This window comes from Streptomyces lincolnensis (assembly GCF_021173675.1).
In the GTDB taxonomy this organism is placed as follows: domain Bacteria; phylum Actinomycetota; class Actinomycetes; order Streptomycetales; family Streptomycetaceae; genus Streptomyces; species Streptomyces lincolnensis_B.
Map to the genome: position 1 here is coordinate 45977 of NZ_JAIHON010000023.1, position 24654 is coordinate 70630.

Genomic DNA, 24654 nt, shown 5'->3' on the forward strand with positions numbered 1-24654 from the left:
GCTCCTTCCTCCTCCAGCCTCACCCCCCGAACCCGGTGTGACTCTCCGTGTACCTCCTCTGCGCTTGCGTAACCCAAGTGAGTGAAGCAGACAATGGTGGCGAAATGTCCGGGACCGACGGGAGAACGTGGTGCGGACACCCACCGGAACCCTCGTCACGGCCTGCACGCTCTCGGCGGCACTCCTCCTCGTCGCCGGCTGCGGCGGCGACGAGGACCAGAACAGCGGGTCGCCCGGCGAACCGAGCGGCGAACTCCTCCTCCAGCCGGTCGCCGCCCCGGGGCCCGACCCCTTCACCGAGTCCACCGCGACCTCGACCGCCACCCCGCCCCCGGTCACCCGAACGCAGCAACCGGCTCGGCCGGGCCCGCCGACGGCCCGGTCCCTGTCCGGCGGGACGCCCGGTCTCTACGGCGGCATCGCACGGGTCGGCAGCTGTGACGTCGACCGGCAGATCGACCGCCTCACCCGGGACCGGGACCGGGCCCGCGCCTTCGCCCGGGTCGAGGGCATCGACCGGACGGCCGTCCCGGACTACCTGCGCGGCCTGGCCCCCGTCGTGCTGCGCGCCGACACCCGGGTCACCAACCACGGCTACCGCGACGGCCGGACCACCGCCCACCACGCCGTCCTCCAGGCCGGCACGGCCGTCCTGGTCGACAACCGGGGCGTGCCGCGCGTCCGCTGCGCCTGCGGCAACCCGCTCACGCCGGCGACGGCGACACGAGGTAGCCACGGGGCCGGCGGACGCGCCTGGGCCGGCTACCGGACCGACCAGGTCGTCGTCGTCACCCCGACCCCCCGGGCCGTCACCGACCTCACGATCATCGACAGCGCCCGCACCACCTGGATCGAGCGGCGCGTCGGTCATGACGTCCGCCACGACCGGGTGGTGCCGGATCCCGAGCCGGTCGCGCCGACACCTACACCTGCACCGACGCCGGCATCGACACCGGCAGCGAGGCCGGCTGCCTCCTACGACGGGGCCGACCTGGAGGCGATGCCCCCGATGCCTCTGTCGCCCCCGTCGCCCCCGGCATCCCCGACGAGCGAGCCGACCGAGCCCGATGCCTGGACCACGGTCCCCGATGACCCCGCCCACGATGACCCCGCCCACGATGACCCCGCCCACGATGACCCCGCCTATGAGGATCTCGCCCACGAAGAGCCTCCCTATGAGGAGCCCGGCACCGCCCCGGACCCCTCCGGCCACGAAGACATCGGCCCCGAGACCGTCCCGGAGACCCCCGACCTGCCCGACGGCGGCGGTCTGATCCCCGACGCGACGGACCGCTGACGGCCGCCCGTAACCGAACCCGTCTCCCCACTCGAAGAATCAGACAAACCCTGGCAAGGTGGGCCCCATGGTTGATCGGGGAGCGAGCGCCCTGTCACTCCCGGACGACTGGCCCGCCCACCCGGATCCGATCCTGGCGCTCAACCGCATGGGCAGTTTCGACTGGGACCTGGACACCGGTCTGTTCCACATGGACGCCCAGGCCCACGAGGTCTTCGACCTGCGCCCCGACGAGTACGACGGACACCCCACCTCCCTGGCGGTCCGGGTCCCGACCGCGGAGGGCCTCCGGCTCGACGCGCTCGTCTCCCAGGCCATCAAGGACGGCAGCGAGAACTACGGCACCTACTTCCGGCTCCGCTGCCGGGACGGCTCGCTGCGCTGGACCCACACCCAGGGCTACATCCGGCGCGACGAGACGGGTCGGCCACGCCGGATCGTCGGCATCGTCCGCGACGCCACCCAGGAACTCGGGGAGCTGGAGTCCCGCCGGGAACAGGCGGCCCAGGACGAGGCCCGCCGCCGGCAGACCAACGTCGTGCAGCTCACCACGGCCGCCCTGGCCCACGCCCGCACCGTGGACGACGTGATCGACGTCCTCAAGGACACCCACGGCCTGACCCACCTCGGTGCCGCCAGCCTGGTCTTCGGCCTGGTCGAGGCGGGGCGTATCCGGCTGGTCGCCGAGGGGCCCGAGGGCAGCTTCGTGCCGGGCACCCGGGTCACCCGCATCGACGAGCCGTACCCGATGAGCGAGGTGGTCCGCACGCTCAGCCCGCGCTTCATCGAGACGCCGGAGGAGTTCGCCGAGCGCTATCCCGTGCTGTGGCCGCACATCACCGACCTGGACATCACCGCGGCCGCCTATCTGCCGCTCATCGCCGAGGCCCGTCCGATCGGCGCCATGGGCCTGCTCTACAACGACCGGCACGGCTTCTCGTCCGAGGACCGCAACGTCCTCATCGCGCTCGGCAGCAGCATCGCGCAGAGCCTCCAGCGCGCGATGTTCTACGAGCAGGAGAAGGACCTCGCCACCGGCCTCCAGCAGGCCATGCTGCCGCGCTCCATCCCCAGCGTCCCCGGCGCCGACGTCGCCGTCCGGTACCGCTCGGGCTCGCTCGGCCGGGACATCGGCGGCGACTGGTACGACCTGATCCCGCTGCCGGGAGGCCGGGTGGGCGCGGTCATCGGCGACGTCCAGGGGCACGACACGCACGCCGCCGCCGTCATGGGCCAGCTGCGGATCGTCCTGCGCGCCTACGCCGCCGAGGGGCACACCCCGGCCGCGGTGATGGCCCGGGCCTCCGTCTTCCTCCACGAACTGGACACCGACCGCTTCGCGACCTGCCTGTACGCGGAGGCCGACCTGGCCACCGGAGTGGTCCAGGTCGTCCGCGCCGGTCACATCGACCCGCTGATCCGCCGCCCGGACGGCGGCTGCCGCCGGATTCCGGTGGCGGGCGGACTGCCGCTCGGCCTGTCCGCCGAGTTCGGTGCCCTCGACTATCCGGTCGCCACCCTCGAACTGGACCCGGGCCACACCCTCCTGCTGTGCACCGACGGTCTGGTCGAACAGCCCGGCGCCGACCTCGACGACGGCATGCGGACCCTCGTGGCGCTGATCGAGACCGGCCCCCACGACGTCCGGGACCTGGCCGACCGCCTCATCGACGTGGCCGCCGAACGCGGGGGTGACGACGACGTCGCCCTGCTCCTGCTGCGCCGCCGCGGCCTGGACGCCCCGCGGTCGGGCGGGCGGCTCCAGCAGCACGTGGCGCCCGGTGACCCCGAGGCCCTGATCGAGGCCCGGCACATGATCCGTGCCGCGGTCGGGGCCTGGGGTGCGCGCGAGCGCTCCGACGAGGTCGAACTGGTCGCCGACGAGCTGATCACCAACGCCCTCATGCACACCGAGGGCTCCGCGATCGTCACCCTCCGGGTCCTCACCGGCAGCGAGCGCAGACTGCGCGTCGAGGTCGAGGACGCCTCCAGCGCCCTCCCGCGGCGCCGCGAGGCGGGGGAGTCGGGCGTCTCCGGGCGGGGGCTGCTCCTCGTCGACCTGCTCACCGACGTGTGGGGCGTGGAGGCGCGGGGCGGCGGCAAGTGCGTGTGGTGCGAGTTCGTGGTGGGGAAGCGGAGCTGAGCACTCCGCTCCGCGGTGGCACTCTGGACGTATGCCGGAACTTCCCGAGGTCGAGGCGCTCAGGGACTTTCTCACCGAGCACCTCGTCGGCCACGAGATCGTGCGGGTGCTGCCCGTCGCGATCAGTGTCCTGAAGACGTACGACCCTCCGCCGACGGCCCTGGAGGGCCACGAGGTCACGGCCGTGCACCGGCACGGCAAGTTCCTCGACGTGGAGACGGCGGGCGGCCCTCGCCTGGTGACCCATCTCGCCCGCGCGGGCTGGCTGCACTGGAAGGACCGGCTCCCGAGCGGCATGCCCCGCCCCGGCAAGGGACCCCTCGCCCTCCGAGTCGCGCTGGAGACCGGCGAGGGCTTCGACCTCACGGAGGCGGGCACCCAGAAACGGCTCGCGGTGTACGTCGTCCAGGACCCCCAGCAGGTCCCGGGCATCGCCCGTCTCGGCCCCGACCCCCTCGCCGACGACTTCGACGAGGCCCGCCTGGCCGCCCTGCTGAAGGGCGAGCGCCGCCAGTTGAAGGGCGCCCTGCGCGACCAGTCCCTGATCGCGGGCGTCGGCAACGCCTACAGCGACGAGATCCTGCACGCCGCGAAGATGTCCCCGTTCAAGCCGACGTCCTCCCTGACCCCCGAGGACATCACCACCCTCTTCCGGGCCATGCGCGCCACCCTGACCGACGCGCTCTCCCGCAACAGTGGCCTGGCCGCGGCCCGCCTCAAGTCCGAAAAGAAGTCCGGCCTCCGCGTCCACGGCCGCACCGGCGCCCCCTGCCCCGTCTGCGGCGACACCATCCGCGACGTCTCCTTCGCCGACTCTTCCCTCCAGTACTGCCCCACCTGCCAGACGGGAGGCAGGCCCCTGGCGGACCGCAGGATGTCACGGTTGCTCAAGTGACTACCGGGGATCGAGCGTCACCAGGTGTTCGCCGGTCGCCGTGCGGACCTCGTAGCGGGCGATCTGGTCGGGGTGGAGGGCGGCGCCGCCGCGCATGGTGTGCGGGGTGGCGTCGTGGTCGGGGACGTTCCAGCCGGTGACCGTCTGTTCGGAGCCGTCCTCGCCGATGACCACGAGGTGGCAGGCGCGGGGGCCGGCGGCGTCCTTGACCTTGAGTTCGACCTCGCTGCCCCAGGCCTCGTCCTCGCTGGTGATCTGGGCCCAGACTCCGGAGCGTTGGTCGGTGGCGGTGATCTGCACGGCACTGTTGGCATCGCTCGCGAAGAGCACCGCGGCGGGCCCGGCGACGGCCATCACCACGGCCGCGGCCACCGCGTACAGCACGCGCCGGCGCCCCGCCCGCTGCCGCGCCGCGACCTCGCCGAGCAGCCGGTCCAGCAGCCGGGGGCCGGGCTGGGCCATGGGGTGCACCACCCGGGGCGTGGCCCGCCGGTAGAGCATCATCTGCCGGGACACCGGCCCGAACTCGGTCACCTGTGCCGAGCACCGGGGGCACTCCATGAGGTGGTCCTCGAAGCGGAAGGCGTCCGCCTCGTCCAGCACGCCGAGCGCGTACGCGCCGACGTCGCGATGCCTCTCCAGGGACCTCATGCCGAATCCTCGTGCCTTTGGGTGCGGGTGGGGTGACTCCTTGCTCCCACCGGTACGCACCAGCCAGCCGAATCACTCAAGGCACTCGCCGAATCGTAATCAAGGGATTCGGAGCGGCCGGGCCCGAGGATTGGTCCGAGTCGAAACGAATCCGGAAGAGAGTCGGAACGACCTAGAAGATCGGAACGACCTAGAAGAGATGGATGGCGAGATGCCCCAGCGGCAGCCCGAGCTGCCAGGCGGGCGTCCAGACCTTCGGCCCCTCGTCCTCCCCGATCACCGGACCACCGCCCGGCACCGCGTTCAGATCGGGCGCGAGCAGCTCCGTCTCCTGCAGCCAGCGCCAGGCGGCCTCCGCCAACTCCAGGTCCGGCGAGGGCCCGTCGGCGGCGATCGCCTCGGCCGCCAGCGCAGCCATCCGCTCGCACACCCAGTCCTGCCACGGCTGGTCGTACGCCGTCAGCGACAGCCAGTTCTCCAACTGGGAGACGACCTGGATGCCGGACAGCTCGCCCTCGGTGTCGGACAGGAAGACGGTCAACGCCAGCGCGTCGCGCCCGGCCCGGAACTCGAACGACGTCGGGGGCATCAGATCCCCCGACCGCAGGAGTTCGTCGGCGATGTACTCGGCGTACAACCAGGCCATGGGGACGGTCAGTTCGCCGTCCGCGCCGTCCGTGCTCTCTCGACCTCTGTGCAGCATCCCTTCCTGCCTTCCTCCGGTGCGTGCGCGTCGCCCGTCGCCGGGCCCCCAGTCCGGAACACGGATGGGGACAGCCGATTACTCAACCGGGGTACTCAGCAACTCGCTTTACGGAGGTTTGACTCATTCATGGGTTTCACCGCAGGTCGGCCGCGTATCCCGGAAGCACCCGGCGCAGGGCGCGCAGCGCGTAGTACGCGCGGGACTTCACGGTACCGGGCGGTATCCGGAGGATCTCCGCGGCTTCCGCCACACTCGCCCCCTGGAAGTACACCAGCACCAGTACTTCACGGTGCTCCGGAGTGAGTGTCTTCACAGCCTCGCGCACATCGAGCGTCGCGGCGGCCCGCTCCGCGTGGTCCGCGCACACCCGCGCGTTCTCCAGGACCGCGTCGCCGACCTCCGCAGGACGCGCCTGCCGCGCCCGCCGCGCGTCGATCGCGAGCCGCCTGCCCACGGTCAGCAGCCAGGGCCGTACGGACTCGAAGTCGTCGGCGCGCAGCGCCTCGGGGTGCTGCCAGGCGCGTACGAGTGTCTCCTGCACCAGGTCCTCGGCGCGCTGTCGGTCACCGTCGCAGAGCCGGAGCAGCAGCGCGAAGAGGGGCCGGCCGTGCTCGCGCTGCAGTGCGGCGAGCTCGTGCTCGGCGGTCGTCCCGTTCGTGAGAGTGGTTCCGGCCGTCATGGCCGTATGGCATAACAGGGGGCCGTTTCTGGACAGGGCGGGGGCGCATGTCTGCGACGGACGGTCGATCGCGTCGGCGAACGGTTCGATGAACGGTCCCCTCCGCCTCGTGGGCGGGCCGGACGGGCTAACGGGAGGGCCGGGCCCGTTTGAGGGCGTCTTCAGCTTCGTACCTATTTGTGAGTAAATATGATCACAGTGGGGTGAGCTGATGATTGCACGCAGGCAGCAAGTGGCCCTGGCTCTCACGGTCCTTCTCGCGACGGGCGCCGCCTGTCAGGGCAAGGACCACGACCCACCCGCCGAGCCGGGACGTCCGGCCCCGTCCGCCGCCGGCCCGCCCGGCTTCACGCTCGTCGCCTCCGGAGACGTCCTCCCGCACAGCTCGATCATCGACCGCGCCCGTTTCGACGGCGGCGGCCGCGGCCACGACTTCCGCCCGATGCTCGCGGGGATCGAACCGGTCGTCTCCCGCGCCGATCTGGCGCTGTGTCACATGGAGACCGTGTACGGCGCGAACGGCCACTACACGGGCTACCCCACCTTCAAGTCCCCGCCCGAGGTCGCCGAGGGCCTCGCCGCGACCGGCTACGACGGCTGCTCCACGGCCTCCAACCACAGCCTCGACGACGGTGCCGAGGGCATCCGCCGCACCCTGGACGCCATGGACCGGGCCGGCGTACGGCACGCCGGTTCGGCCCGCACCGAGCAGGAGGCGCGCACGGTCACGGTGCTGCCCGCCGGGCCGGCGAAGGTGGCCCACCTCTCCTACACCTACGGCACGAACGGCTTCCCGCTCCCGCAGGAGCAGCCCTGGGCCGTCAACCTGATCGACGAGAACCGGATCCTGGCCGACGCCCGCGCGGCCCGGCAGGCGGGCGCCGACGTGGTCGTGGTGTCCCTGCACTGGGGCACCGAGTGGCAGGACGCGCCCGACGACCGGCAACTGTCCCTGGCGCGCTCCCTCACGGCCGCCCGCACCGGCGACCGCCCCGACATCGATCTGATCCTCGGCACCCACGCCCACGTCCCGCAGGCGTACGAGAAGGTCAACGGCACCTGGGTGGTCTACGGCATGGGGGACCAGATCGCCGGCGAGATGTCCAACCACCAGGGCGCCCGCGACCCGCGCGGCAACCAGTCCACCCTCGGCCGCTTCACCTTCGCCCCGCCCGCCCGGCCGGGAGAGCGCTGGAAGGTCACCAGGGCGGAGTTCGTCCCGCAGTGGTTCGACGTCGACGCCGGCCGGGTGGTGAACCTCAACCAGGCGCTCGCCGCGGGCGCCGACGTGAGCGCCGTGCGCGACCGCATCCGCGAGGTGGTGCTCAGCCGGGGCGCCGCGAAGGACGGGCTCACGATGGGGAGGTAGCCGCCGGCGGCCGGGCTCGGTGGGTTCGGCGTCCATGCGGCGGCCGCGGTCAGTCGGCCTCCACGTGGTCGAACGTCCGCAGCATCTCCTTGAGCACGCGCTTGCACGCGCGCAGTTCGGCGTCGGTCAGATCCCCGCCCACCTGCCGGTTCAGCTCGTGCTCGCGCGTGAGGATCGTGGTGATGACGGTCTCGCCCTCGTCCGTGATCCGGATCAGCGAGGACCGCTGGTGCGCGGGGTTGGGAGTGGTCTCCACCCAGCCCCGGGCCAGCGCGTCGTTCACCATGCGCTGCACGAACTGCCGGGTCAGCGTCATGACCCGGCCCATCTGAGGCACCGTCATGGGCCCGTATCTGTGCAGCAGGGTCAGGACGGAGCGCACGCCGACGGACACCCCCTCGACCTCTTCGCCCTGTTCGAGCTTGCGCAGGCCGCGCCGGTAGAGGGCGCCGATCAGGTCGAACACCTCGCTGACCCGGTGGCCCAGTTCGTCGGGTGGCAGTGGTGCGTCGATGTCGTCCACCCGGCCATCATGACACCTTGGTTGCCAAAATCTTCTGAAGATGACACCTTGGTTGTCATGACCGATGCTTCGGAACTGAGCTTCTTCACGTCCACCGACGGCGACCTCGCCTACCGCGACACCGGCGCGGGCGACCTCGTGGTCCTGCTTCACTCCGGTTACGTCGACCACCGCCTCTTCGAGGCGCAGATACCTGCCCTCGCCGCCGGCCACCGCGTGATCGCGGCGGACATCCGGGGCCACGGCTGGTCCGCCAACGCGAGCCGGCCCTTCCGGTGGGCCGACGACCTCGCGGGCCTGCTCCGGCATCTCGACGCCGGGCCCGCGGTCCTGGTCGGTGTGTCGATGGGCGGGGCCGTCGCGAGCGACACGGCGATCGAGTACCCGGAACTGGTCCGCGGGATCGTCCTCAGCGGGGCCACGACCAGCGACTTCCAGTACGCGGACGAGTGGACCCTGGAGGTCGTCGCCGAGTCCGCCCGCACCCTGAACTCCGGCGACATCGAGGCCTGGCTGAAGGTGTTCCTGCGGGGCGCCGCCGGCCCCTACCGCACGGCCGACGACCTCGACCCGGCCTTCCGGGAGCGGCTGTGCGAGATGGCCCTGCACACCATCGCCAAGCACACGCCCGGAGAGCGGAACTGGCACGTGCCCATGACCGACACCTGGCCCCGCGTCCCGAAGATCGACGTCCCCGTACTCACCGTCAACGGCGCCCTGGACTCACCCACCCTCCTCCCCGACGCGGAGCGCTTCGCCCGCACCGTCCCGAACGGCCGCGCGGTCGTCGTGGAGGACACCTCGCACTTCCCGAACGTGGAGAAGCCCGAGGAGTTCAACACCCTGCTCCTCGACTTCCTCCGCGCCGTCTAACGGTCGGCGAGCGCCGACCGCCGGTACGAGCAGCCGAAGCAGACCACCAGCCTCGCCGATCGGCAGGCGGTGTCGAGCGCGGCGAGACGCCGCTCGCCGCGCTCCGCCGCGAGTTGCACGAAGAGGTGGGGCTGGCCGTCGACACGGACCCGCCGCATGTATGGCACCAGCAGGTCGTCGCCCCCGGCCACGCGGCAGGCTACGACGGAGTGGTCAACGACTATGTCCTGGTCCGCACCGCATCGTTCCCGCCACGCGGAGCGATGTCGGACGACGAACTCGCCGCCGAGCACATCGACGGCTTCCGCTGGTGGCGCCTTCGGGACATCGCGGACTACCGCGGTTCCGAACTGTTCTCACCCCGCGACCTGGCCACACCGCTGGCGGCGCTGATCGCCGAAGGCGTTCCGGCCGCACCGGTGCCGCTCGGTCTGTGAGACAAGTGGCTGAACAGGACGTCGTCCTGCTCCTGCGACCGCCCCCGACGGGCGAGCCAGGGCGTCCCGGAGCGCCGCCGGCGGTGGGCTCCGCGGACCACACGTCCCGAGCGCTCAGGGCACCACCGTCACCGGCCACCGCCCCGCCTTGACCAGTCGTACCGCCACCGAGCCGACGATCCGGTGCCCCGCCTGCTCGGAGGCGCCGACGACCACCGCGTCGGCCTTGAGGTCGTCGGCGGCCTTGACCAGGCCGCTGTAGGGGTCGCCGCGGAAGGTGTGGAACTCCCAGCGGATGTCGAATATCCCCTTGGTCTGCTCGGTGGCCTCCCGGAGCTGGGCCACGAGGTCCTCGGCGATCGCGTCGGTGGTCTCGGCGACCGGCGCCCCGGCCGCCGCACCGGCCGCGAGGACCGGCTGCACGTACACGACCGCGAGGAGCGCGTGCTGGCGTCGGGCGAGGCCGCCGGCGTAGGCCGCGGCGCGGATCGAGGAGTCGGAGCCGTCGACGCCGACGACGATGACCTTGGGACCGTCGGTGCCCCGCTCGAACTGGTGCGAGTGCTGTTCCGTCACGGCTGCGAGGCTATCGGAATCCGCAGGTCCCGCCGCCGTCCGGGACCGCTCGACGGGCGGGGCCGCCGGGGTGTTCCTACAGTCGGAACATGAGTGCCACCGTGCAGGCCGCGCCGGCGAAGGACACGGGCCCGACGAGGCCACCCGGACACGCCTTCCTCAGCAGGGTGCCGGAGGGCTTCGCGGCCTTCTTCGGCGCCCTCGGCCTGCTGTGCGTACTGCTCGCCCTCGTCCCGCCTCTGCGCACCCTGCTCCGCCCGGCCGTCCGCCTCCTCGACCAGATCCTGGTACCCGTCAGCGCCAACCTCGCCTACGCCGTCTTCCTGTTCCTGCTCGCCGGCGCGACCGCCGCCCGCAAGAAGATCGCCTGGTGGCTGGTCGTGGTCTACCTGGGCCTGCTCGTGCTGGCCGACGCCCTCGGCGTCGCCGTGGGCCTGTACGCCGACTCGATCCCCTCGCTCGTGGTGTGCGCCCTCGCCCTGGCCCTGCTGGTCGTGGCCCGCCGAGAGTTCTACGCCGCCTCGCGCCGGGCCGCCGTACGCCGGGCCCTGGCCGTCCTGTTCGCCGGGCTGGTGGCTGGGATCCTGGCCGGCTGGGGGCTCGTGGAGCTCTTCCCGGGCACCCTGCCGCGCGGCCAGCGACTGGCCTGGGCCGCCGACCGGGTGTGCGGCGGCCTGATCTCGGGCGGCGCCTTCGACGGCCGCCCGTCCCGCGCCCTGTTCTTCCTCCTCGGTCTGTTCGGCGCGCTCGCCCTGCTGAACGCCGCCGCGACCCTGTTCCGCTCCCAGCGCCTGGAAGCGGCCCTGCATGGCGACGAGGAGGACCGTATCCGCGCCCTCCTGCGGCGCTACGGCGATCAGGACTCCCTCGGCTACTTCGCCACCCGCCGCGACAAGGCCGTGGTGTTCTCGCCCAGCGGCAAGGCGGCCGTCGCCTACCGGGTCGAGGCCGGGGTGTGCCTGGCCGGCGGCGATCCCGTGGGCGACCGGGAGGCCTGGCCGCACGCCATCGCCGCCTGGCTGGAGATGGCCCGTCGGCACGGCTGGGCGCCCGCCGCGATGGGCGCCTCCGAGGACGGCGCCAAGGCCTTCGCCCGCGCCGGACTCGGAGCTCTGCAACTCGGCGACGAGGCCATCGTGCAGGTCGCCGACTTCGACCTCGACGGCCGCGACATGCGCGTCACCCGGCAGGCCGTCCGCCGGGTCCGCCGCACCGGGGCGACCTGCCGGATCCGCCGTCACTCCACCCTCACCGACGCCGAGATGGAGGAGGCGATCGACCGGGCCGACGCCTGGCGCGACACGGAGACCGAACGCGGCTTCTCCATGGCCCTGGACCGCCTCGGCGACCCGGCCGACGGCGACTGCCTGCTGGTGGAGGCGGTGAGCGAGGACGGCCGCCTCCTCGCCCTGCTCTCCTTCGTCCCCTGGGGCCGCGACGGCGTCTCCCTGGACCTGATGCGCCGTGACCGCGGCGCCCCCAACGGCGTCATGGAGTTCATGGTCGCCGAACTGTGCGCGGCGGCACCCAAGGCGGGCATCCGCCGGATCTCGCTCAACTTCGCCGTGTTCCGCTCCGCCTTCGAGGAAGGCGCCCGCATCGGCGCCGGACCGGTCCTCAGACTCTGGCGCCGCCTGCTGCTGTTCTTCTCCCGGTGGTGGCAACTGGAGGCCCTGTACCGCTCCAACGCCAAGTACCGCCCCGAGTGGTACCCGCGCTTCCTCTGCTACGGCGACGCCGGCGCCCTCGCCCGCATCGGCCTCGCCTCCGCGATCGCCGAAGGCTTCGTCTCCGTACCGTCGTTGCGCAAACTCTGGGGAAAGGGGCACCCGAAGGGCGGGCACCGGCCGGCCACCACCGAAGGCCTGCCGTCGCTCTCGGCGCTCGGCCTCGACGGAGGGGACGAGGCCGGGGCCGCACGGCCGGACGCGGACCTGCCCGAGCAGGTCCGCGTCCGGCACCGCACCCTGGACCGCCTGCGCGCCGACGGCACCGATCCCTACCCGGTCGCCGTCCCGCACCGCACCCACGCCCTCGCCGAGGTCCGCGCGGGCGAGCAGGTCACCGTCGCGGGCCGGATCATGCGGGTGCGCGACTTCGGCGGCATCGTCTTCGTGACGTTGCGCGACTGGTCCGGGGACCACCAACTCGCCCTCACCCGCGACCGGTCGGGCCCCGCCCTCGACCGCTTCACCGCCGACACCGACATCGGCGACCACATCACGGCCACCGGCCTCGCGGACACAAGCGACAAGGGCGAGCCCACCGTCTTCGTCACCTCCTGGCAGCTCACCGGCAAGTGCCTGCGCCCGCTGCCCGACAAACGCCGGGGCCTGACCGACCCCGAGGCCAAGGTCCGCATGCGCTACGTCGACCTGGTCGCGAGCCCCGACGCCCGCGACGTGGTCCGCGCCCGCTCCACCGCCGTACAGGCCCTGCGCCAAGGCCTGCTGGAGCGCGGCTACCTGGAGGTCGAGACCCCGATGCTCCAGCAGATCCACGGCGGCGCCAACGCCCGCCCCTTCACCACCCACATCAACGCCTACGACCTCGACCTCTACCTGCGCATCGCCCCCGAGCTGTATCTCAAGCGGCTGTGCGTCGGCGGTCTGGAGAAGGTCTTCGAGATGGGCCGCACCTTCCGCAACGAGGGCGTCTCCCACAAGCACAACCCCGAGTTCACGATGCTGGAGGCCTACCAGGCGTACGCCGACTACGACGTGATGCTCGACCTCACCCGCGAACTGATCCAGGGCGCCGCGACCGCCGCCCTCGGCTCGCCCGTCGCCCGCAGGGACGGCACCGAGTACGACATCTCCGGGCCCTGGCCGGTCAAGACGGTCCACGGCGCGATCTCCGAGGCACTGGGGGAGGAGATCGACGCGGACACGCCCCTGGAGCGGCTGCTCCGGCTGTGCGACCGCGCCGGCGTGCCGTACACGACCGACGACGGCCGCGGCGACGTCGTCCTCGAGATGTACGAGCGGCTCGTCGAGGAGCGCACCCAACTGCCCACCTTCTACAAGGACTTCCCGACCGATGTCTCCCCGCTCACCCGCCAGCACCGTCTCGACCCACGGCTCGCCGAGCGCTGGGACCTGGTCGCCTTCGGCACCGAACTCGGCACCGCCTACTCCGAGCTCACCGACCCCGTCGAACAGCGCCGCCGCCTCACCGCGCAGTCCCTGCTCGCCGCCGGGGGCGACCCCGAGGCGATGGAACTGGACGAGGACTTCCTCGACGCCCTCGAATACGCCATGCCGCCCACCGGAGGACTCGGCATCGGCGTCGACCGGCTGGTCATGTTCCTCACCGGCCTGACGATCCGTGAGACCCTGCCGTTCCCCCTGGTGCGACGCCGCTGACGCCTCGTCATGGGCCGGACGGGTGGAATCGTGCCGCCGCCCCGGTGTCGCTGTGGTGCGTCGGGGGAGTGATGGGCGACTGATGAGTCATGAAGAAGGATCAGTTGCTCTCACGGCTGCCGTCGTCGCTCCCACGGCTGCCGTCCGCGGCGGTGTTCACGCGGCGCCGGGTGCTGCTCGCGGGGGCCGGCACCGCAGCCGTCGGCGCGGCCGGTACGGCAGGTCTGCTGTCGCTGGGCCAGGGCGCCGAACCGGCCGCCCCCGCCCCCGCCGCCGGGCCCCCGGCGCACCGCGCGGTCAAGCCCTCCGCCTACCGCCTCCAGCCCCTGACCGGATACGGACCGCCCCGGACCGCCCCGGCCCGGACCGTCGTCCGGCACGAGCCCTTCCTGCGCATGTCGGGCCGGGGCCGCTCCATGGTGCTGACCTTCGACGACGGCCCCGACCCCCGCTACACCCCGGACATCCTGGACACCCTCGCGGAGTACGACGTCCGCGCGATGTTCTTCGTCTGCGGGGAGATGGCCGCCGACCACCCGGACCTGCTGGCCCGCATGGCCGACGAGGGGCACGTGGTCGGCAACCACACCTGGTCCCACCCGCTGCTGACCCGCCTGAGCCGCGGCCGGATCCGCTCCGAGATGGAACGCACCTGCGAGGTCATCGAGGAGGCGTACGGCGAACGCCCCCAGTGGTTCCGCGCGCCCTACGGCGCCTGGAACCGCGCCGCCTTCCAGCTCGGCGCCGACCTCGGCATGGAACCCCTGGCCTGGACGGTCGACACCCTCGACTGGACCACCCCCGGCACCCGCACCATCGTCGGCCGGGTCGAGCACGGCGCCGCCCCCGGTGTCGTGGTCCTCTCGCACGACGCCGGGGGCGACCGCACCCAGAGCGTCCGGGCGCTGCGCGACTATCTGCCGCATCTGCTGGATTCCGGCTACCACGTCACCGTCCCGAGACGGCATCACGCATAACCGGAGAACACGACGCCGGTCCGGTCGGGGAACGCTCAGCGAACCTCGACCAGACGGGCGAAAGCGACGACATTCCCGTCGTAGCCGTTCTGTTTGGAGAAACCGCCTCCGCAGGTGATGACCCGCAATTCGGGGGCGCCTTTCGAACCGTAGACGCGGTCGCCGGGGAAATTGTTCTTCGCGAAGACCTCGATACCGTAGATCTCGAACACGGCCGTCTTTCCGTCCTTACGGGCGACCTCGACGCGATGCCCCTTCTTCAGGGCCCCGAGTGCGTAGAACACGGCAGGTCCGCGGCTGTTGTCGACATGGCCGACCACCACGGCGGTGCCCTTCTCGCCGGGCGAGACCGCACCGGTGAACCAGCCGGCCAGGTTCGGGTCCTCCGGCGGCGGTGCGCCGACCCAGCCGTCCGCGTCCAGGCCGACCGCCATGACCGGCGCGTCCACCCGGATCGCCGGGATCCTGACCCGGTCGGGCACCGCGTACGGCAGGGGAGCGGGACTGTTCAGGAAGGTGCCGGGCGTGGCACGGCTCTCGGCGGCGGCCGCGGACGCGGGCTGCGGGGGCCCCACGTCGAACTCGCCCGAGCCGTTCCGAATGAGCGCGAGGCCGGTCAGCAGAACAAGCGCTATCACGCCCCAAGGAGCGCGCTTCTTCCGCGGCTCCTCCTCTTCGGCCAGGTCGGCCAGTTCGGACGCAGTCATTCGACTTCCCCTCTCGACGCGGCCGTCGCCACGTCATTCGCGCATACGAGAACGCTAAGTCCCGCACGTGCAACCGGCGACGGGACGGACGCGAACGGGTGGCCCCTGCCGCGCCCGGTGCGCCATCCGAGTTGCCGCCGACAGGAATTTTCTGACGGTCCGTGACCTGCGGTGATATCCGATTGTGTGGTTGTCGTTCGGCGTGTCGTCTCACCAGGACGGCCCATTGCCGAAATGCGGGCCTGTGCAGGGCATCTGAGGGTTTTTCCGGGAGGCGCTTTCTCGCCGATCCACCGGGGACCGTTCCCGGGGCGTCTCCCGCGGAGGAACAACATGCGTACTCATCGTGCCCTGGCGGCCACGGGCGCCGCGGTGGCCCTTCTCGGGTTCACCGCGCCGACGGCCGCCGCGTGGGATCAGCCGACCAGCGTCAGTGTTCTGCCGAGCGTGATCGCGCGCGGGGGCCAACTCCAGATCACCGTCACCGGTTCCGCCTGCACCCTGGCGGGCAGCACGGTCAGCTCGAACGCCTTCCCGACCACTCCGCTCGTGTCGCAGGGCGGCAGCGGCAACACCTCCACGGCGACGGCCACGGTCAACGCGAACGCCGGCCCCGGCGCGTACAGCGTCACCACGAACTGTGAGGGCAAGGCCAAGACGTTCACCAACGCCTTCACCGTCATCGGCGGTGTCCGAGGCGGTATCGGCGGCAGCAGCTCCACCGGGGCGACGCCGACCGACATGGCCATCGGCGGCGGACTCGTCGCCGCGGCCGTCATCGGCGGTGGGGTGTTCTGGATGCGCCGCCGGTCCGAGAAGAGGATCTGACCACCCCTCGACGATCCCGATCCGCTCGCGGAGGCAGCCGAGCGCACGTGAGACAGGCCGTCGCCCCGGACCCCATCAGGGAATCCGGGGCGACGGCCTGTGCGCTCAGGCGTCGTCCGCGCCGGTGCGGCGGCGCGAGAAGTGGTACGCCGCGCCGACCGACCCGGCGATGAGCGCCGCTCCGAGGCCGATCTCCTTGAGGTCGAAGCCGGCGAAGCTGCCGCCCTCACCGGCGTGCACACCCCTGTTGTAGGGGGGAACCGGCATCGGGGTGGGGACCGGGCGGCCGCCGGCGATGGTGAGGTCGGCGTTCTGCCAGAACGTCCCGCAGTGGAACGTCACCTCGTACAGGGCGCCCGGTTTGGCGTCCCAGTCGACCACCGCCGTCGCCGACGACTGGCCCTTGCGGATGGTCACGTCGTCGAAGACACCGGAGGAGACCAACACGTCCTGGTCGCATCCCGTGGCACGCAGGGTCACCTGCCCGCCCGCCGCGATGGTCTGGGGCAGGACGCCGACCCGGAAGCCCGAGCTCTCGCCGCTCGCGTGGGCGGCGGGGGCGGTGAAGGCCAGGGCGCAGGCGCCCAGCAGTGCGGCCGAAGCGACGCGTATCGCGCGCATGGTGGTTCCTCCGGTCCCCGAGGAGCAGCTGCGGACCTCTTCCGCTCGCGCCTGAAATGCACCTCGATGACCGAAACGCTAGGAACATGTGTGCGTCCGCGCGATCGCAGTCGCGCGAATGGGGCAAGCGTGTGCGCCGCTCAGGGGATCCACGCTCCCGCGGCCGGGGGACGGTGGCGGAGTGTCGGCCGTCCCCCGGCGGCCGGTGTGCTGGGGGCGGGCCGGCGCGGGTGTGGTGAGGGTGCGATGAGGGGTCGTCAGCCCTTGGCGTCCGGGAAGAGGTTCAGGAACGGCTCGGCGGACGCGGCGATGCTGTGGCTGTAGGGGGTGTCGAAGGCCCAGATCAGGAAGAGCAGGAAGGCGATCAGCGCGGAGAACAGCCCCGCGAGGACCAGCTCGCGCACCGTACGGCGGATCTGGAGGGCGAAGATCATGCCGACGGTCACCGCGCCGCCGCCGATCAGCCCGAACCACACCACGCCCGGCATGGTCGCCCCGGTCGACTCCGCCCGGGCGTTGCGTGCCTGGTCGGCGGTGGCCACCTGGTCCAGCAGGGGCTGGTAGGCCTGGGCCTGGAAGTCCGTCGTCGGCTCGTAGTCGGTGACGTCGACGCGGATCTTCTCCAGGAGTTCGCCGCCGCGTTCGGTGACCTGCTTGTGGTCGGCCATCGCCTTCCACTCGGTGGTGACGACGTGTCCGACATAGACGTTGACATCGTCGCGAATGCGGTCGCGGACCTCGGGCGGATAGACCCGGACCCGCTCCGAGATCTCGTGCAGGGCCTGGGCCTCCGTCTGGACGTGGTCCTGGGCGGTGCTGCGGGCCTCCCAGACACCGGCGATGGCCAGGCCCAGGACGATGGCGTACACCACGCCGATCCACATCGTCATGTACTCGATGACGTCCGGCGTCTCGTTCGGATCCTCGTCCTCGGGCGCCGTACGGTGCCGCACGATGGTGATGATCACCACCACGGCGCACGCGGCCACCATCGCGAGGGTGAGAACAAGCCATTCCGGCAAGAGTGCCTCCAGGATCGGCGCTAGCGGGGCCGCAGCGCGGCGACGGCGATCACCGCGGGAGCGGTGATGAGCAGGACGTAGACGACGGGTGACGTGGTCCCGTTGGACGGCCGTTCAGGGGACTTCGCCGTCCGGTAGCGCGGATAGCTGACCGGGCTGGGGGTGGGACGTGGGGTGGGCTCGGCCGACGGTGTCGGTGTCGGTGTCGGTTTCGGCGGGGGAGCGGGCGGCCGGACGGGAGCCGGAGCCGGGGCGGGCGGCGGAGTCGGCGTGGGCGTCGGCTGCGGGCGGGGCGGTTCCGGGCGGGGCGCCGGTGGTGGGGGTTCGGGCGTGGGCGTGGGGCGCGGCTCGGGCGGCGTGGGTTCGGGCGGTGGGGTGGGCGTCGGGGTGGGGCTGGGCGTGGGTGGGGGAGTCGGTGTCGGCGTGGGGGTTGGGCAGGGCGGGGGAGGGGGTGGCGGTGGCGGACAGAGCGGCGGAGTCGGCCAGGTGAGGGTGCCGGCGGCCACCACCACCTCCGCTCCTTGCGGGCCTGCCGAGATGTGGACGCACGTGGAGGCGTCGGCGGCGGCCACTCCGGCCGACGGCCCCACCAGCAGCCATGCCAGCGTCGCCAGGGCCAACACCCTTATGGCGGGGGCGGATCGGGTCGGTTCGGGTCTGTGCACGACGAAGATCCTGGGGCCTGGTGTGCCGTCCTACGCCCGAGCGGGACCGGATTGGTCCGAAAGGGGGAAAGGCGCCGTCGGAGGTTTGACCGGCGGCTGTCCGTGCCCAGCAGGGCGTACGCGTGTGCGAGGAGAAGCGGGTGAGCCACAGGGTCCGAAAAGAAATATGCGGGACGGTTGAACGCGAACCGGCCTCCCATGCGTACCCATGGTCGTGCGGCGGCACAGAAGGGCGCTGCAACAGCCTTGGAATTATGGGGAGTTGACGATGAAGACCTCCTGGCGGAGCGCCTCACTCGTGATTGGCGCCGCGGCGATGATGGCGCTGACGACAGCGTGCGGCCAGGAAAGCGCACCGTCGACGGGCAGTCAGAACGTGGGGGCCACGGCCGCCGCGGGTGACTACGGCATCGGCGGCACCGGGATCGGAACCGGTGCCGGTGCGGGTGGCGAGGCGCAGTCCAGCAGCACCACCGGGCCCCAGGCGGCCGGCGCCGGCCAACTGAACGTGTCCACCAACGAGGAACTCGGCAGTGTCCTGACGGACAGCAAGGGCCTGACCCTCTACCGCTTCGACGAGGACACCGCCGAGCCGCCGAAGTCGAACTGCGACGGCGACTGCGCGACCGCCTGGCCGCCGGTCCTCGCGGACGACGTCGCGGCCGGCGAGGGCATCGACAAGGCACAGCTCGGCGAGGTCACCCGCGCCGACGGCACCAAGCAGCTGACCATCGGCGGCTGGCCGGCCTACCGCTACGCCAAGGACACCAAGGCCGGGGACGTGGCCGGCCAGGGCGTGGGCGGCAAGTGGTACGCGCTGGCCCCCGACGGCAAGAAGGCCAAGGCCTCCGCCGCGGGCTCCGGCACCGACCTGCCCGGCCTGTCGACCCGGAACGACCCCAAGCTCGGCGAGATCGTCGTCGACAAGAACGGCCACACGGTCTACCGCTTCATGAAGGACTCGCCCTGGCCGATGAAGACGGCGTGCCTCGGCGAGTGCCTGCAGAAGTGGCCGGTCATCGCCCCGGTCGACGCCGAGGACACCAAGGGCATCGATCTGAAGGGATCCGGTCCCAGGGGGCAGGGCTACGTGGTCTTCGACCGCCCCGACGGCATCAAGCAGCAGACCATCGACTGTGTGCCGATCTACACCTTCGCCAACGACAAGAAGCCCGGTGACACCAACGGTCAGGGCGTCGGCGGCACCTGGTTCGCCATCGCGCCCGACGGAAAGCCGGTCGGCGCGCCGGCCCAGTAGGACCAGCAGGCACGACACATCCGGACCACCGGTCCGCCCCCTCCGCGCCGCACGGAGGGGGCGGACCGGTTTGCCGTCGTTCACCACAACTCTCCGACTCCTGGCTTCTGTCCGGAACATTCGGAACACCCCGAAATTACCCGGGGATTTCTCGTAGAGAAAAGACAGAGGCTTCATGGAAGATGTTGCGGGGCATCAACACGGCACGTGCCGCAGGCAGTGACCGGGAACGGATGGTCAATTTCCGTTTCCGCTCGCTCCTTTGGCGGGCGATCAGTAGCCTCAGCTCGAACACCGGATCGCCTACGCCTGGAGAGATAGATGGAGCGTCCCGCCTGGGCCCCACGAAGCATCGACATCTCGGTGCCGAGCGTCGCGCGAATCTACGACTACTACCTGGGCGGTTCGCACAATTTCGAGGTCGACCGACAGGCGGCCCGCAAGGCCATGGACTTCATGCCGGGACTTCCCAAGATCATGCAGGCGAACCGGGCGTTCATGCGCCGCGCGGTGCGCCATGCCGCGGACGAGGGAATTGATCAATTCCTCGACATCGGCTCCGGCATCCCGACCTTCGGCAACGTCCACGAGGTGGCCCAGCGGGTCCGCCCCGGCGCCCGTGTCGTCTACGTCGACCACGATCCCGTCGCCGTCGCCCACAGCGAGGCGGTCCTCGCGGGCAACGCGGACACCGGGGTGGTCGCCGCGGATCTCCGCAAGCCGAAGGAGATCCTCTCCAGCCCGGCCGTACAGTCCCTGATCGATCTGAACCGGCCGGTCGCCCTGCTTCTCGTTGCCATACTGCACTTCGTGGAAGACACGGACGACCCGTACGGGGCGGTGGCCGAACTGCGCGACGCGTTCGCGCCCGGCAGTCGGCTCATCCTCACGCATGCCTCGTACGAGGGAATCCCGCTGTCGGCGGAGCGGGCGGAGGGCACGGTCGCCGTATACAAGGACATTCGCAATCCGCTGATCATGCGCTCGCGCGAGGAGATCGCGCGGTTCTTCGAGGGGTACGACATGGTGGAACCCGGACTGGTGCCGATGCCGCACTGGCGGCCGGAGACCCCGCCGGAGGACGAGGATCCCTACGCCTTCTCCGGATTCGCCGGCGTGGGGCGTACGGCGTGAGCGCGGAACCGGACGGGCCGGAGGACAGACTGCGGCGGTTCGCGACGATCTGGAGCCGGGCGGTGTTCCCGGTGACCTCGACGTCCGCGACCCGGCCCGAGTTCGAGGAGCAACTGCTGCCGCTCGCCCGGCGGTTGAGCCAGGCGCTGCGGGCCAGGACGTTCGACGCGGACGAGGCGAAGGCGGTGGGCGCCGCCCTGGTCGACGCGCACTGCACCGACCCGGACGCGCTGTCCCGGACCCTGGACTGCGTCGACGCCTACCTGGTGCTCTACTGCGGCGAGGACGGTCCCACCGAGGACCTGCGGGCCCGCGCCGCCCGGATCCAGCACGCCATGGCCGCCGGGTTCGCGCAGGCCCTGCGCGAACGGACCCTGGCCGAACAGGAGGCCATCGCGCAGGCCGCCCTGAGGGCGCAGGGCGTGGTCGCCCAGGCGCTGCACGCCACCGAGGCCCGCTTCCGCGCGGTCTTCGAGGGCGCCGCCATAGGCATTGGCATCGCCGACCTCGAAGGCAACATACTGCAGGTCAACGGCGCGCTGCTGCGCATGTTCGGCCTCTCCGAGCAGAGCATGCAGGCCCGCAAGGTCCAGGACTGGACCCACCCCGAGGACGCGCCGCAGACCTGGAGGCTCTACGACGAGCTGATCCGCGGCGAGCGTGAGCACTACCACGTGGAGAAGGCCTTCAACCGGCCCGACGGAACGGTCCTGTGGACCAACCTGACGGTCTCCCTGCTGCGCGACCCCGACGGCAACCCGCAGTACCAGCTCGCCCTGATGGAGGACACCACCGAGCGCCGCCTGCTCAACCTCCGGCTGCGCTACGAGGCCACCCACGACGCGCTCACCGGCCTGCCCAACCGCACCTTCTTCTTCGAACGCCTGGAGAAGGCCCTGGGCGCCGGCCAGGGGCAGCGGTTCGGCCTGTGCTACCTCGACCTGGACGGTTTCAAGACCATCAACGACAGCCTCGGCCACGCGGCCGGCGACCGGCTGCTGGTGGAGGTCGCCGACCGGCTCCAGTCCTGCACGACCGCGCCCGGCGAGATGGTCGCCCGGCTCGGCGGCGACGAGTTCGTGGCGCTGACCACCGGGACCGACACCGAGCGGGAGGTCGACGAGCTCGCCGCCCGTATCATGAACGCGATGGTCGCCCCCATCAGCGTCGACGGCCGTGAACTGACCGTGCGCGGCAGCATCGGCATCGTCGAGGGCCCGGCGGGTGAGCGCAGCCCGGCGGAGGTGCTGCGCAGCGCCGACATCACCATGTACCGGGCCAAGTCGGCCGGCGGCAACCGCTTCGAGCTCGCCGACCCGGAGGCCGACGCCCGTGCCATCACCCGGCACGGCCTGACCACCGCGCTGCCGACCGCCCTGGACCGGGGCGAGTTCTTCATCGAGTACCAGCCGCTGGTCCACCTCGGCGACGGCAGCGTGCGCGGCGCCGAGGCCCTGGTGCGCTGGCTGCACCCGCAGCACGGCGTGCTCGGCCCCGACCGGTTCATCCCGCTCGCCGAACACACCGGACTGATCGTGCCGTTGGGCCGCTGGGTCCTGGAGCAGTCGGTGCGCCAGGCCCGCGCGTGGCGGGAACGATACGGCGACGGTACGGCGGCCGGCCCGCTCCGCATCAACGTCAATCTCTCGCCCTGCCAGCTCACTCATCCCGGTCTGGTCCAGGACACCGTCGACATCCTGGAGCGCACGGGCGTCGATCCCGACGCGCTCTGCCTGGAGGTCACCGAGTCGGCGCTGATCGGCGCGGACGACGACCTGCTCAAGCCGCTGCGGCAGCTGGCCGAGATGGGTGTCGACATCGCCCTGGACGACTTCGGCACCGGCTACTCCAACCTCGCCAACCTGCGCCGCCTGCCGGTGAGCATCCTCAAGCTGGACCGCTCCTTCACCCAGAGCATGCAGCAGTTCCCGGCCGACCCCGTCGACCTCAAGATCGTCGAAGGGATCGTGTCGCTGGCCCACAGCCTTGACCTCGCGGTGACGGTCGAGGGCGTCGAAACCGGCGCCCAGGCCGAGCAGTTGCGGATACTGGGCTGCGACACGGCCCAGGGCTGGTACTACGCCCGCCCGGGCCCGCCGGACCGGCTGCACGAGTTGGCCCTGGTGGACGCAACGGGCTGAGGGACAGCGCCCCTACAGGGGCGCGGGGAACTGCGCGAGCAACCACAGCAGACCCGCGCCCCTCGACGGACGGAAGGCACCCCACCGCTACGGCCTGGCTCACCGCTCCAACAGCATCCGCTGAAGCTCCCGCGCGGCCCGCGGCGGAGCCACATCGCTGCGGTGGGCGAGAGCGATGGTCCGGTGCAGGCCGGGCCGGGCCAGAGGCGTCACCCGCAACCCGTGCCCGGACCGCGCGGCCACCATCCGGGGCACCACCGCAATACCCAGCCCCGCCCGGACAAACCCCAACACCGCGTCCATCTCCCCGCCCTCCACCGCGAAATCCGGCTCGAACCCAGCGGAGCGACACGCGGCGACGGTCAGTTCGCGCAGGTCGTAGCCGTGCCGGAACATCACCAGGCGTGCGCCCTCCAGGTCGGCGACGCGGACGGTGCGGCGGCCGGGACCGCCCGGCGCGGGTGCCTCCGGGGAGGAGACGACGACGAGGTCCTCGCGCAGCAGCTCCACCGTGGTCAGAGCGGGGGAGGGCGTGGGCAGCGGGAGGACGACCAGGGCCAGGTCGAGGGCGCCGCGGGCCAGCTCCCGTACCAGGTCGTGGGAGCCGCCCTCCTCGATCAGCAGCCTGATGCCGGGATAGCGGTCGTGGAAGGCACGCAGCACGTCCGGCAGCAGACCCGTGCACAGGCTCGGTGTCGCGCCCAGCCGGATCCGGCCGCTGCGCAGCTGCACCAGCTCCAGCACCTCGTGCCGTGCGGTGTCCGCGTCGGCCAGGATGCGCCGGGCGAGAGGGAGCAGGGCCTCTCCGGCGTCGGTGAGCGAGATGTTGCCGCGCGCCCGCAGGAACAGATCCGCGCCCAACTCCCGCTCCAGCGCCTTGATCTGCTGGGACAGGGACGGCTGGGCCACGTGCACGAGCTCCGCGGCCCGGGTGAAGTGCCGGGTCTCGGCGACCGCCACGAAGTACTGGAGCTGCTGGAACTGCATCCACCCACGATAGCTCCTTGATAGCCACTGGCTATGGAAACGAGCTGGACCATGTCTTGGACCGATCGGGACACCGGCCCGTAGCGTGCTGTGACATGGCTCTGGCAACACGGACGGACCGACGGCCGTCGATGGCGCGCACCGTGTGGGACTCCTCCGTCGGCAAGAAGACCGTGATGGCGGTCAGCGGTCTGATCATGCTGCTGTACCTGGTCGTCCACATGATCGGAAACCTGAAGATCTTCTTCGGGGCGGGCGAGTTCAACCACTACGCGCACTGGCTGCGCACCGTCGGCGAGCCGTTCATGCACTACGAGTGGACGCTGTGGCTGGTGCGGATCGTGCTGGTCGTCGCCGTCGTCGCGCACGCCGTCTCCGCCTACCAGCTCAGCCGCCGCGACATCAGGGCGCGGCCCAGCAAGTACGTCCACAAGAAGCCCCGGGCCTCCTACGCCACGCGCACCATGCGCTGGGGCGGCATCATCCTCGGCCTGTTCATCGTCTGGCACATCCTGGACCTGACCACCGGCACCGTGCACCCCGGCTTCCAGTCGGGCCACCCCTACCAGAACGTCGTGGACACCTTCTCCACCTGGTACGGCAACGTCATCTACATCGTCGCGATGCTCGCGCTCGGCCTGCACGTCCGGCACGGCTTCTGGAGCGCCGCCCAGACCCTCGGCGTCGGCAGCCGCGCCCGCGACCGCGCCCTGAAGGCCGTCGCCAACGCCCTCGCGCTGCTGCTCACGGCCGGGTTCATCGCCGTACCCGTGGGCGTCATGACCGGATTGGTGAGCTGA

General features: G+C 71.5%; 24 protein-coding genes. 13 read left to right on the forward strand and 11 right to left on the reverse strand.

Annotated elements, in window-relative coordinates; all coding sequences use genetic code 11:
* Positions 1–130: 130 nt before the first annotated feature.
* From K4B79_RS43935 to K4B79_RS43945, 3 genes are all read left to right on the forward strand, one after another.
* The gene (locus K4B79_RS43935) at positions 131–1297 is read left to right on the forward strand and encodes a DUF6777 domain-containing protein (RefSeq protein WP_232033064.1); all 1167 of its coding nucleotides are present in this window, start codon (positions 131–133) and stop codon (positions 1295–1297) included.
* 67 nt (positions 1298–1364) lie between these two features.
* Entirely contained in the window at positions 1365–3440 is a 2076-nt protein-coding gene (locus K4B79_RS43940) for a SpoIIE family protein phosphatase (RefSeq protein ID WP_232033065.1), read from the forward strand.
* Between the two features lie 31 nt (positions 3441–3471).
* Positions 3472–4335, forward strand: a complete 864-nt coding sequence (locus K4B79_RS43945) for an Fpg/Nei family DNA glycosylase (protein ID WP_232033066.1) — start codon at positions 3472–3474, stop codon at positions 4333–4335.
* Here K4B79_RS43945 and K4B79_RS43950 read toward each other — a convergent pair whose 3' ends face one another.
* The 3 genes from K4B79_RS43950 to K4B79_RS43960 all read right to left on the reverse strand — a co-directional run bounded on the left by K4B79_RS43950 (position 4336) and on the right by K4B79_RS43960 (position 6371).
* Positions 4336–4986, reverse strand: a complete 651-nt coding sequence (locus K4B79_RS43950) for a zf-HC2 domain-containing protein (protein WP_232033067.1) — start codon at positions 4984–4986, stop codon at positions 4336–4338. It lies immediately after the preceding gene.
* 190 nt (positions 4987–5176) lie between these two features.
* Positions 5177–5689, reverse strand: a complete 513-nt coding sequence (locus K4B79_RS43955; protein WP_232033068.1) for a hypothetical protein — start codon at positions 5687–5689, stop codon at positions 5177–5179.
* Between the two features lie 136 nt (positions 5690–5825).
* Positions 5826–6371, reverse strand: coding sequence for a sigma-70 family RNA polymerase sigma factor (locus K4B79_RS43960; RefSeq protein WP_067443144.1), 546 nt, complete (start codon positions 6369–6371; stop codon positions 5826–5828).
* Positions 6372–6582: 211 nt separating this feature from the next.
* Here K4B79_RS43960 and K4B79_RS43965 point away from each other — a divergent pair, with 211 nt between their 5' ends.
* The gene (locus K4B79_RS43965) at positions 6583–7740 is read left to right on the forward strand and encodes a CapA family protein (protein WP_232033069.1); all 1158 of its coding nucleotides are present in this window, start codon (positions 6583–6585) and stop codon (positions 7738–7740) included.
* A 49-nt stretch (positions 7741–7789) separates the two neighbouring features.
* Here K4B79_RS43965 and K4B79_RS43970 read toward each other — a convergent pair whose 3' ends face one another.
* The gene (locus K4B79_RS43970; RefSeq protein WP_232033070.1) at positions 7790–8263 is read right to left on the reverse strand and encodes a MarR family winged helix-turn-helix transcriptional regulator; all 474 of its coding nucleotides are present in this window, start codon (positions 8261–8263) and stop codon (positions 7790–7792) included.
* Positions 8264–8320: 57 nt separating this feature from the next.
* Between K4B79_RS43970 and K4B79_RS43975 the strand changes: the two genes are divergently transcribed.
* Complete coding sequence (locus K4B79_RS43975) at positions 8321–9136, forward strand: alpha/beta fold hydrolase (protein ID WP_232033071.1); 816 nt, start codon at positions 8321–8323, stop codon at positions 9134–9136.
* Here K4B79_RS43975 and K4B79_RS43980 read toward each other — a convergent pair.
* Positions 9133–9294: a hypothetical protein gene (locus K4B79_RS43980; protein ID WP_232033124.1), complete on the reverse strand. Its 162-nt coding sequence runs from the start codon at positions 9292–9294 to the stop codon at positions 9133–9135. The genes K4B79_RS43975 and K4B79_RS43980 overlap by 4 nt on opposite strands.
* On the opposite strand from K4B79_RS43980, the gene K4B79_RS43985 reads away from it, so the two are divergent.
* Positions 9250–9573: a hypothetical protein gene (locus K4B79_RS43985; protein WP_232033072.1), complete on the forward strand. Its 324-nt coding sequence runs from the start codon at positions 9250–9252 to the stop codon at positions 9571–9573. The genes K4B79_RS43980 and K4B79_RS43985 overlap by 45 nt on opposite strands.
* Before the next feature lie 114 nt (positions 9574–9687).
* Here the strand turns inward: K4B79_RS43985 and K4B79_RS43990 are convergent, their stop codons facing one another.
* Complete coding sequence (locus K4B79_RS43990; RefSeq protein ID WP_067443148.1) at positions 9688–10149, reverse strand: universal stress protein; 462 nt, start codon at positions 10147–10149, stop codon at positions 9688–9690.
* 89 nt (positions 10150–10238) lie between these two features.
* On the opposite strand from K4B79_RS43990, the gene lysX reads away from it, so the two are divergent.
* On the forward strand, positions 10239–13514 hold the full coding sequence (lysX, locus tag K4B79_RS43995; RefSeq protein ID WP_232033073.1) for a bifunctional lysylphosphatidylglycerol synthetase/lysine--tRNA ligase LysX: 3276 nt from the start codon (positions 10239–10241) through the stop codon (positions 13512–13514).
* A gap of 89 nt (positions 13515–13603) precedes the next feature.
* Positions 13604–14491 carry a polysaccharide deacetylase family protein gene (locus K4B79_RS44000; protein ID WP_232033074.1) on the forward strand — a complete coding sequence of 296 codons (888 nt, stop codon included), beginning with the start codon at positions 13604–13606 and terminating at the stop codon, positions 14489–14491.
* Positions 14492–14526: 35 nt separating this feature from the next.
* On the opposite strand, the gene K4B79_RS44005 is transcribed toward K4B79_RS44000, so the two are convergent.
* Entirely contained in the window at positions 14527–15198 is a 672-nt protein-coding gene (locus tag K4B79_RS44005; RefSeq protein WP_232033075.1) for a class F sortase, read from the reverse strand.
* Between the two features lie 333 nt (positions 15199–15531).
* Between K4B79_RS44005 and K4B79_RS44010 the strand changes: the two genes are divergently transcribed.
* On the forward strand, positions 15532–16026 hold the full coding sequence (locus tag K4B79_RS44010; protein ID WP_232033076.1) for a hypothetical protein: 495 nt from the start codon (positions 15532–15534) through the stop codon (positions 16024–16026).
* Between the two features lie 105 nt (positions 16027–16131).
* Here K4B79_RS44010 and K4B79_RS44015 read toward each other — a convergent pair whose 3' ends face one another.
* The 3 genes from K4B79_RS44015 to K4B79_RS44025 form a co-directional block, all read right to left on the reverse strand.
* A complete protein-coding gene (locus K4B79_RS44015) occupies positions 16132–16647 on the reverse strand; it encodes a hypothetical protein (RefSeq protein WP_232033077.1) in 516 nt (171 codons plus the stop codon).
* 257 nt (positions 16648–16904) lie between these two features.
* Entirely contained in the window at positions 16905–17669 is a 765-nt protein-coding gene (locus K4B79_RS44020) for a bestrophin-like domain (protein WP_232033078.1), read from the reverse strand.
* A 114-nt stretch (positions 17670–17783) separates the two neighbouring features.
* Positions 17784–18218 carry a hypothetical protein gene (locus K4B79_RS44025; RefSeq protein ID WP_232033079.1) on the reverse strand — a complete coding sequence of 145 codons (435 nt, stop codon included), beginning with the start codon at positions 18216–18218 and terminating at the stop codon, positions 17784–17786.
* A 384-nt stretch (positions 18219–18602) separates the two neighbouring features.
* Between K4B79_RS44025 and K4B79_RS44030 the strand changes: the two genes are divergently transcribed.
* The 3 genes from K4B79_RS44030 (at position 18603) to K4B79_RS44040 (ending at position 22867) form a co-directional block, all read left to right on the forward strand.
* A complete protein-coding gene (locus tag K4B79_RS44030; protein WP_232033080.1) occupies positions 18603–19592 on the forward strand; it encodes an SCO0930 family lipoprotein in 990 nt (329 codons plus the stop codon).
* Between the two features lie 321 nt (positions 19593–19913).
* Complete coding sequence (locus tag K4B79_RS44035; RefSeq protein ID WP_232033081.1) at positions 19914–20726, forward strand: SAM-dependent methyltransferase; 813 nt, start codon at positions 19914–19916, stop codon at positions 20724–20726.
* Positions 20723–22867, forward strand: a complete 2145-nt coding sequence (locus tag K4B79_RS44040) for a putative bifunctional diguanylate cyclase/phosphodiesterase (protein ID WP_232033082.1) — start codon at positions 20723–20725, stop codon at positions 22865–22867. The genes K4B79_RS44035 and K4B79_RS44040 overlap by 4 nt, the downstream gene beginning before the upstream one ends.
* A 99-nt stretch (positions 22868–22966) precedes the next feature.
* Here the strand turns inward: K4B79_RS44040 and K4B79_RS44045 are convergent, their stop codons facing one another.
* Positions 22967–23854, reverse strand: a complete 888-nt coding sequence (locus K4B79_RS44045; protein ID WP_232033083.1) for a LysR family transcriptional regulator — start codon at positions 23852–23854, stop codon at positions 22967–22969.
* Between the two features lie 131 nt (positions 23855–23985).
* On the opposite strand from K4B79_RS44045, the gene K4B79_RS44050 reads away from it, so the two are divergent.
* Complete coding sequence (locus K4B79_RS44050) at positions 23986–24654, forward strand: succinate dehydrogenase (protein ID WP_232033123.1); 669 nt, start codon at positions 23986–23988, stop codon at positions 24652–24654.

What these genes read in the sequence shown, in the direction of transcription:
- K4B79_RS43965 (WP_232033069.1), top strand. Translation starts at nt 6,583, where the DNA reads ATGATTGCACGCAGGCAGCAAGTGGCCCTGGCTCTCACGGTCCTTCTC.
- K4B79_RS43945 (WP_232033066.1), top strand. Translation starts at nt 3,472, where the DNA reads ATGCCGGAACTTCCCGAGGTCGAGGCGCTCAGGGACTTTCTCACCGAG.
- K4B79_RS44010 (WP_232033076.1), top strand. Translation starts at nt 15,532, where the DNA reads ATGCGTACTCATCGTGCCCTGGCGGCCACGGGCGCCGCGGTGGCCCTT.
- K4B79_RS44035 (WP_232033081.1), top strand. Translation starts at nt 19,914, where the DNA reads ATGGAGCGTCCCGCCTGGGCCCCACGAAGCATCGACATCTCGGTGCCG.
- K4B79_RS44015 (WP_232033077.1), bottom strand. Translation starts at nt 16,647, where the DNA reads ATGCGCGCGATACGCGTCGCTTCGGCCGCACTGCTGGGCGCCTGCGCC.
- K4B79_RS44005 (WP_232033075.1), bottom strand. Translation starts at nt 15,198, where the DNA reads ATGACTGCGTCCGAACTGGCCGACCTGGCCGAAGAGGAGGAGCCGCGG.
- K4B79_RS43960 (WP_067443144.1), bottom strand. Translation starts at nt 6,371, where the DNA reads ATGACGGCCGGAACCACTCTCACGAACGGGACGACCGCCGAGCACGAG.
- K4B79_RS44045 (WP_232033083.1), bottom strand. Translation starts at nt 23,854, where the DNA reads ATGCAGTTCCAGCAGCTCCAGTACTTCGTGGCGGTCGCCGAGACCCGG.
- K4B79_RS43940 (WP_232033065.1), top strand. Translation starts at nt 1,365, where the DNA reads ATGGTTGATCGGGGAGCGAGCGCCCTGTCACTCCCGGACGACTGGCCC.
- K4B79_RS44050 (WP_232033123.1), top strand. Translation starts at nt 23,986, where the DNA reads ATGGCGCGCACCGTGTGGGACTCCTCCGTCGGCAAGAAGACCGTGATG.
- K4B79_RS44030 (WP_232033080.1), top strand. Translation starts at nt 18,603, where the DNA reads ATGAAGACCTCCTGGCGGAGCGCCTCACTCGTGATTGGCGCCGCGGCG.
- K4B79_RS44000 (WP_232033074.1), top strand. Translation starts at nt 13,604, where the DNA reads ATGAAGAAGGATCAGTTGCTCTCACGGCTGCCGTCGTCGCTCCCACGG.
- K4B79_RS43950 (WP_232033067.1), bottom strand. Translation starts at nt 4,986, where the DNA reads ATGAGGTCCCTGGAGAGGCATCGCGACGTCGGCGCGTACGCGCTCGGC.
- lysX (WP_232033073.1), top strand. Translation starts at nt 10,239, where the DNA reads ATGAGTGCCACCGTGCAGGCCGCGCCGGCGAAGGACACGGGCCCGACG.
- K4B79_RS43955 (WP_232033068.1), bottom strand. Translation starts at nt 5,689, where the DNA reads ATGCTGCACAGAGGTCGAGAGAGCACGGACGGCGCGGACGGCGAACTG.
- K4B79_RS43980 (WP_232033124.1), bottom strand. Translation starts at nt 9,294, where the DNA reads ATGCGGCGGGTCCGTGTCGACGGCCAGCCCCACCTCTTCGTGCAACTC.
- K4B79_RS43975 (WP_232033071.1), top strand. Translation starts at nt 8,321, where the DNA reads ATGACCGATGCTTCGGAACTGAGCTTCTTCACGTCCACCGACGGCGAC.